Source organism: Mesorhizobium sp. M7A.F.Ca.AU.001.01.1.1 (assembly GCF_004022735.1).
Taxonomy (GTDB): Bacteria; Pseudomonadota; Alphaproteobacteria; order Rhizobiales; family Rhizobiaceae; genus Mesorhizobium; species Mesorhizobium ciceri.
This window is the reverse complement of record NZ_RZPF01000431.1, coordinates 1-5,697: the sequence shown is the minus strand read 5'-3', so window position 1 is coordinate 5,697 and position 5,697 is coordinate 1. Positions and strand designations below refer to the sequence as shown.

5 protein-coding genes are annotated in these 5,697 nt (G+C 60.2%); all 5 read right to left on the bottom strand.

All coding sequences use genetic code 11. From position 1 onward, the window contains the following. The coding region (gene cyoA / locus EN884_RS23365) for a ubiquinol oxidase subunit II (protein ID WP_128360757.1) at window positions 1–965 on the bottom strand (965 nt) is incomplete at its 3' end. Window positions 966–1,483: 518 nt separating this feature from the next. Continuing rightward, complete coding sequence (locus tag EN884_RS23355; RefSeq protein WP_027162022.1) at window positions 1,484–2,353, bottom strand: MBL fold metallo-hydrolase; 870 nt, start codon at window positions 2,351–2,353, stop codon at window positions 1,484–1,486. Window positions 2,354–2,887: 534 nt separating this feature from the next. Then, complete coding sequence (locus EN884_RS23350) at window positions 2,888–4,519, bottom strand: ABC transporter ATP-binding protein (RefSeq protein ID WP_063170616.1); 1,632 nt, start codon at window positions 4,517–4,519, stop codon at window positions 2,888–2,890. Continuing rightward, the gene (locus tag EN884_RS23345) at window positions 4,509–5,282 is read right to left on the bottom strand and encodes an ABC transporter permease (protein ID WP_318014155.1); all 774 of its coding nucleotides are present in this window, start codon (window positions 5,280–5,282) and stop codon (window positions 4,509–4,511) included. Before EN884_RS23345 ends, EN884_RS23350 begins: the two co-directional genes overlap by 11 nt. Window positions 5,283–5,389: 107 nt before the next feature. Then, window positions 5,390–5,697: ABC transporter permease subunit (locus EN884_RS23340; RefSeq protein ID WP_128360756.1), on the bottom strand; the 308-nt coding region annotated here is incomplete at its 5' end.

The window sequence follows — 5,697 nt, the reverse complement described above, 5'->3', positions numbered from 1 at the left end:
GCCTTTGGGCTCACCTGTGGCTCGCCGCCGGCGGCACTTTCGGCCGGCCCCGGACCCGGGGGCAATATCTGCTGAGCGACGGCATCGAACAGCCCGGGCTGAACATGGCCGAACGTGGACGGCGGCACGTTGGTGCTTTGCCGGGCGAGCTCGCGATAGGCATTCGCGTTGAGCACGCCGCCGCCGCCACGCAGCGACGACGTCCAGCGGGTGAAGGCATCGGCTGAAACCGCGCTCACGCTGAAGTTCATGTCCGAGAAGCCGTCGCCGCTGAAGTGCGCCGACTGGCCGAAAAAGCTGCCCTCATAGTCGGCCTGCAGATGCAACTCGGTCTGCATGCCGTTCATGACGTAGACCATGCTGCCAAGCTGGGGCACGAAGAACGTGTTCATCACGCTGGCCGAGGTCAGCTTGAAATGAACTGGAACGCCGGCGGGGATAACCAATTGATTGACAGCGCCCACGCCCTGCTCGGGATAGAGGAACAGCCATTTCCAGTCGAGCGCCACCACCTGGATGTCGAGCGGCGGCTGCGCGGAAGGGATCGGTTTGCGCGGATCGAGCTGGTACGATCCATAATAGATCAGCCCGCCAAGGAAAAGGATGGTGAGCGTCGGGATCGACCAGACGATCAACTCGATGCGCCCCGAATAGGTGAACTCCGGGTCATAGCGCGCGTCGCTGTTCGAGGCGCGGAATTTCCATGCGAAGGCCAAGAGCGCAACAAGCGTCGGAACAACGATCACCAGCATCACCGCCAGTGAGTTCAAGAGGATCGTGCGGTTGCCCGAGCCAATGGGTCCTTGCGGGTCGAGCACACCCCCCGCGCAACCGGGCAAGAATGCGATTGCCGGGATCCAGAGCAGTTGCCGCCCCGGCTTGGGGCTGGATGGCAACAACACTTGCTCGGCCACCAATCCTGGAGAGGACGCGTTCTTGGGGCACGCGCTCTTGGCACTTCTCATCTGAAGCCTTCCTCTGAACCAACTTCAAGGCGCGTGGCCGGGGTGCCGCCCTCCGCCGGACGAAGGACCTAACTGGCGCTTCCCCGGTTTGTTCCTCCTCGCTGGCTCATGCACAAACTCCAATTCGGCGGCACGGCGATGGAGCACAGCTAAGTCGATCACCCCATCAAGCTGGTGGAGCCAGAACCGCTCCACGGTTTTGGCCCATGAGCGAATCGACGCCAGTCATGGCTAATGACGACCGGTGGGGCCCGAACTTCTTGCCGATCGCCGCGCCGGCGGAGAGGACACGTCCTTCGGGGTGCTCGTTTTCCATCTGACGTCTGCTCCTGACGCGGGATTTTTCGGGGCTGGCCGCAAGTCGCCCAAGCGTGCGCCGCCTAACTGGCGCCTCCCGGGATTGTTCCGCTTGTCAGTGTTTGGGCGACATGGGCGCGACCCGAGGGGGGAACTCTACCTGCTCGAGAGATGGAGTTGTCCAACGTGACCATATTCACAACGACGGCGGCTCGGTTACCTCAGCTATTTGCAGCCATCGCTGGCTCGCGTACGAATTTTGATTTCGGCGGGACGGCGAACACCGTGAAGCGCTCAGCCAGACTGTCAAGAGCTTTACGCATGCCCACTCCAGCGGCAGCCGCACCGTGTCCAGTGATGACCATCTGAGGGTTCAGGGCAGCCAGACGCTTCACAGATCTTTCCGCCGCATCCCAGTCCGGCGTGAAGTAGCGCGGCGGACCGTGCATCTCGAGATCCTGGACGGCGACCTCATAGACCGACTCCTGACCGGTGGTGATGAAAGCGTCCCCTACGATCAGCGAGCGGTCTTCCTCGCGCCAGAGCGAAATGTGACCAGGGGCGTGCCCGGGTGTGTGCAGCCATTGCCATCCGGGCATTCCGGGGACCGATCCGTCGGCGGGCAAGAGTTCCAATCGGTTGCCAAGATCGATCGGCCCGCGTGGAAAGAGCGGCGAAAGCAGCGCCATCAGTCCGCCCCCGACCCAGGGATCCGGTGCCGGATAACATTCAGTTCCGTCCAAATAGGGCCGCTCGAGTCGATGCGCGAAGACGGGCACCTCCCACCTATTCGCGAGGTCCAGAACCGTTCCCACATGGTCAAAATGGCCGTGTGTCAGGATAACCGCGGCAGGCCGTGCGTTGGTGCCAAACCGCTTTTCCGCGACCGCAAGAATACTGCTTCTCGACGTCGGCAACCCCGTATCTATTAGCACCCAGTTCCGATCTCCGCTGCGCGGTGCGCCGAAGAACACGACATTGACGATTGCCAGCCGCAAATAACCCAGGTCCGGTGCGATGCTCCAGGCACCGTCGCCATGATCTTCGCGCCTGGCGTGGTCGATCTCGGAAAGTCGAATCTGAACGGTCATGATCCCGTGCCTCGGTTGTTGCTGCGCAGCCGCTCGAGTTCATCGGCGGCGGTGGTACATGCCCCGAACTTGGGCACGGCCCCCTTGTTCCTTCCTTGATCCTCGTTCGCCACCCGGATTGCAGACAGTGCGACTAACCCGACGTTATTTATTAACTGGTTACGAGGCGGTTCGCCCAAATTGAGTCAAGAAGCTAGGCCACCCATTCGCTGGCTGCATTTATCTTACACCCCTTGGCAGCTTTGCTGCCCAATCTTGGTCATTGAGAGATTAGCAGCCGCTTCCAAAAAGCAGACATCACAGGGACTGCGTCGTAGCTCCGATGTGCCTCAGAGCGCTTCTTTTAAGCAAACAGAAGCTGCCGTTCGTGAGCTAATACCGAGATCTCCTGGGTCGCCAGCTTTCTTAGCGACGAAACGGTGAAATGGTTGGCTCCGTTTGTCGGGCTGGCCAGCCCGATTGAAGCGGAGCACGATCATGCCCTTCAAAGCACGTGGAAGGATGCCAGGGGCCTAGGTGGACGGGGTCCCCCTGTCAGACCTTCCGGCTGGCCAGCAGCCTTGTAAGCCAGTCCGGATCCATTTCCGGTACGGACGACAAAAGCCGTTCGGTGTAAGCGGCATGGGGAGGTGTGAGAACTTGGCTCTTCAGTCCCTGTTCAACGACTTTGCCCTGGTGCATGACAACGATTTGGTCGGCTATCGCCCTTACGGTAGCAATGTCGTGGGTAATGAAGATGTAGCTCATTTCGAGTTCACGCTGCAGGCGCATGAGAAGCTTGAGGATTTCCTCTTGGACGATCTGGTCGAGCGCGGACGTGATCTCGTCACAGATGATAAGCTCTGGATCGGCTGCCAACGCCCGGGCAATGCAGACGCGTTGCTTTTGGCCGCCCGATAGCTCGCCAGGCAGGCGTTCCAGAAAATCCTCGCTCATCTCGACCATGTGCATAAGTTCGCAGATCCGGCGATCCTTCTGCGCGCCCTTTAGGCCGAGGTAGAATTCGAGCGGCCGAGCTATGATTTCTTCGACCGTCTGGCGCGGATTCAGGGCGTTGTCGGGCATTTGGTAAATCATCTGCATGCGGCGCAGGACCTCCTTCGGCCGCGTCTTCAGGCTCGTGGAAAGGGGCTGCCCGGCAAAAGAAATCGAACCTGAAATTGGCGGCAAGAGACCGGTGACGACTCGCGCGAGCGTCGATTTGCCCGAACCGGATTCGCCGACCACGGCCACGGTTCTTCCGCGCGGAACCTTGATGGAGACATCCTGGAGCACCTTGACCTTTCCTGCATAGGCCGCGGTAACGTTGTCTATCGTCAGCAGATAGTCATCGGCTGGAACTTCGGGCTTGGCGAGCTTGCGTACGGCCCAGAGCGTTTTGGTATATTCCTGGCTGGGCGAGGCCAGCATCTGGCGTGTATCAGCCTCCTCCACGGTGCGTCCGTGGCGCAGAACCATGATACGATCCGCCATTTGCGCCACCACCGCCAGGTCATGCGTCACGTAGATTGCAGCGGTGCTGAATTCCTCCACGATGTTGCGAATGGAAGCTAGAACTTCAACCTGCGTGGTCACGTCGAGCGCGGTTGTTGGCTCGTCGAATATTATGAGGTCCGGACGACAAGCCATTGCCATCGCTGTCATTGCCCGTTGCAACTGCCCGCCGGAGACCTGATGAGGATAGCGAAAGCCTATGGTCTCCGGTTCTGGGAGTTGAAGGCGTCGATAAAGATCGACGGCGCTCCGGTTCGCCTCTTCCCGGCCGGCAATTCCATGCGCCACCGCTGTTTCGACGGTTTGTTCCAAGAGCCGATGTGCCGGATTGAAAGAGGCAGCCGCGCTTTGTGCGACATAGGCAATGCGGGAGCCCCTGAGGCGACGGCGCCCTTTTTCATTGACTGCCAGAAGATCAATCCCGTCGAACAGGACCGAGCCTTGCATGATCCGGCAGCCCGGCTTGGCATAACCCATTGCGGCAAGGCCAATGGTGGACTTGCCGGCGCCTGATTCGCCGATCAGGCCAAGAACCTCGCCCCGCTTCAGCGTCAGATCGATCCCGCGGACAATCGGATGCCAGCGCTCGTCCGAGAACCCCTCCACATGCAGATTGCGGATTTGAAGTAGATCCGTGCCTTTTTCGCGTGAGCTTGGACCGCTACTTTTCATCCCGCAACCCGCTTGTTGCGTGCAGGAACCAGTCCACAACGAAATTCACGGACACGGTAAGGAGAGCAATCGCGCCGGCCGGAAGTAGCGGGGTGACGTCGCCGTAGGTGATCAGGGTCGCGTTCTCGCGCACCATTGATCCCCAATCGGCCGTCGGCGGCTGAATACCGACGCCGAGAAACGACAGCGCCGCGACTGTCAGGAACACGAAGCAGAATCGCAAGCCGAACTCGGCGACCAGTGGCGGCATGACATTGGGAAGGATTTCCTTGGCGATGATCCATTTTGGTCCCTCGCCGCGTAATCGTGCCACCTCGACATATTCCATCACCGCCACGTTAAGCCCGACGGCGCGAGAAAGCCGAAAGACCCGGGTGGAATCGAGAAGCGCAATGATGACAATCAGGCTCGTGATCGAAGAGCCGAAGATCGTCAGCAGCACCAGCGCGAAGATCAGACTCGGGATTGACATCAGCACGTCCACCGCACGTGACAAGATCTGGTCGAGCCACCCCCTGTACAATGCGGCAAGAAGGCCGAGCGAGACGCCGACCGCGAAGGACAGCAACGTGGTCGCGACCGCGATAGCGATGGTGTTGCGCGCACCGTAGATCAAGCGGGTGAGCATGTCGCGGCCGAGCTGATCGGTTCCCAGTTTGAACTCCTGGCTCCACGGCGCGAAGGCTTCGCTGAAAACCTGCGTCTCGCCATATGGGGCTATCCAGTGCGCGAAGACCGCAACAAAGACGTAGCCGAGGATCACGACGATGCCGAACCACGCGCTGAACGGTGCCTTCTTCAGCGCAGTTTTCGCCCGGGTGGCACGCGAGCGCCTCAGCCTCTGAAGCTCCGCGACAGATTCGGATCTGGTCATCGTGGGTGCAAGAGCCTGGGATTGGTGGCGATGGAAATAATGTCGGCTAGCAGGTTGAGAAGGATATAAGTCGCGGCGAAAATCAGGGCGCAGGCCTGGACAACCGGAACATCCCTGGATTTTACCGCGTCAACCATCAGCTGGCCGATGCCGGGGTAAACGAACACGACCTCGACCACGACCACTCCGACGATGAGATACGCCAGATTGAACGCGACCACAGTGACGATCGGAGCCCAGGCATTGGGCAGGGCATGCCTCAGCACGATCACCATCGGGGACATTCCCTTGAGGCGCGCCATAT

Coding starts and splice junctions, on each gene's coding strand:
- EN884_RS23350 (WP_063170616.1), bottom strand. CDS start 4,519: ATGAAAAGTAGCGGTCCAAGCTCACGCGAAAAAGGCACGGATCTACTT.
- EN884_RS23355 (WP_027162022.1), bottom strand. CDS start 2,353: ATGACCGTTCAGATTCGACTTTCCGAGATCGACCACGCCAGGCGCGAA.